Below are 1,489 nucleotides of genomic sequence, written 5' to 3'. Positions count from 1 at the left end.
AGGCCAGGCCGACGTGGGCCTGGCCTTCGCCGGCGATGCGCGCGGCGGCGGGCGCAGCGGCCTGCGCGAGCGCCGGCGCGGTCAACGCCGCGGTCAAGGTCAATACCGCCCACCATTGCGGGCGGCGGTTGCGGAAAGGTTCGGACGGATGGCTCACGGCGCGGTTCCCCTGCTGAAAGTTCGTGGCGGCGCGCGCTGTCGCAACAACGGCCTTGCAAACACTCCCCAGACGAGTGCGGCGCGCCGGTGGATTGCAGCCGAGCGCGTCATGACGCAACAGTGGAGGCTGTCACCTCCCCTCCAGGCTGTGATCGCGGTCGCGTACCGGCGCTGGCGCGAATGGCCCGCAGTTGCGCGTTCGCCGGCCCGGCTTTGCGCAAGCGGCGCAATCGCGCTCGCGGGCAGGCGACGCCGCGATCGCGGGACAACCTCGGCGCCGGCGCGCCGCTAGCGTGAGCGCACCTTCCGCCGTAGACAGGAGCGCGTCATGGTTCTCCCGCAACTTTCCTTCCGCCGCATCGCCTCGATTCTCGCCAGCGCCCTCGCATTGGGCGGCGCCAGCGCCGCCGCCTGCGCCGCCGGGCCGGCCGCCGACGCCGGCGCGAACGCGCCGCAGAACCCGCTGCATCGCTGGTGCGCGCACCAGTTCGACACCGCCCAGCGCGTGGACATGGAATCCTTCCGCGACTACGACGCCGACACCTTCCGCGCCGGCCACGACGAGCGCGCGGTGACCGTGTTCGACAGCGGCGCGGTACGCACCGGCATCGACGCGATCATGGCCGCGCTCGCCGGCCACTTCCAGAACCGCGAGGCCAAGTGGAGCTGGAGCGAGCGCTATCGCGTGGTCGACGGCTGCCGCTCGGCCTACATCCTGTATGAGACCGTGTACGAGATCCCGCGCATCGGTTATCGCCAACGGGCGATGACCGGGGTGACGTACACCCACAACGGTTGGCAGTGGCTGGCGGTGGCCGACCAGGGCACGCGCCTGCCCTGAGCCCGGCAGCGCCGAAGAAAAAGGCGGCCGCGCGGCCGCCTTTTTGTTGTCGCGCAAGCGCGCTCAGATCACCTTGCAGCAACGCACATAGGTCTGCACATTGCGCGGCGTGCTGTTCTGGTTGTCGACCCAGGTGCGCCAGCCGTTGCTCAGCGGGATGTGCATCACCCAGATGCCGGGCACGCCGAGGCTGCCCTCGTGGAAGTAGTAGCCGCCGCCGGTGGCGGTGCGGTCGGAGGGGCAGTTCGCGTCCACCGCGGTCCAGGTATTGAACGGTGCGGGAGTGACGGCGGAGGTGTAGTTGGCGCAGTCCAGGGTCGCGGCGGTCGCGGCCGGCACGGCGGCGGCGAGCACGGCGGTGAGCGCGCAACGGATCAGGGCATGACGGGACGTGCGGCGATTCATGTTCGGCTCCTTGAGTTGAGTGAGACCACACTGGCGCCGGCGCGCCGCATCGCGGCTGCGCCGGGCTTGCGGCCGCGCGCACGG

Annotated in this window: 2 protein-coding genes; one reads left to right on the top strand and one right to left on the bottom strand. The window is 71.1% G+C overall.

Annotation, left to right across the window (positions count from 1 at the left end; all coding sequences use genetic code 11):
• The first annotated feature begins 487 nt into the window (after nt 1-487).
• Complete coding sequence (locus tag A7A76_RS05865; RefSeq protein WP_206410318.1) at nt 488-1,000, top strand: hypothetical protein; 513 nt, start codon at nt 488-490, stop codon at nt 998-1,000.
• Between the two features lie 63 nt (nt 1,001-1,063).
• Here the strand turns inward: A7A76_RS05865 and A7A76_RS05860 are convergent, their stop codons facing one another.
• A complete protein-coding gene (locus A7A76_RS05860; protein ID WP_206410317.1) occupies nt 1,064-1,405 on the bottom strand; it encodes a hypothetical protein in 342 nt (113 codons plus the stop codon).
• Nucleotides 1,406-1,489: the final 84 nt, after the last annotated feature.

Source organism: Lysobacter enzymogenes (genome assembly GCF_017168095.1).
GTDB classification, from domain to species: Bacteria; Pseudomonadota; Gammaproteobacteria; order Xanthomonadales; family Xanthomonadaceae; genus Lysobacter; species Lysobacter enzymogenes_D.
Note: the sequence above shows the minus strand (reverse complement) of the source record. Positions and strands in the feature narration are given on the sequence as shown.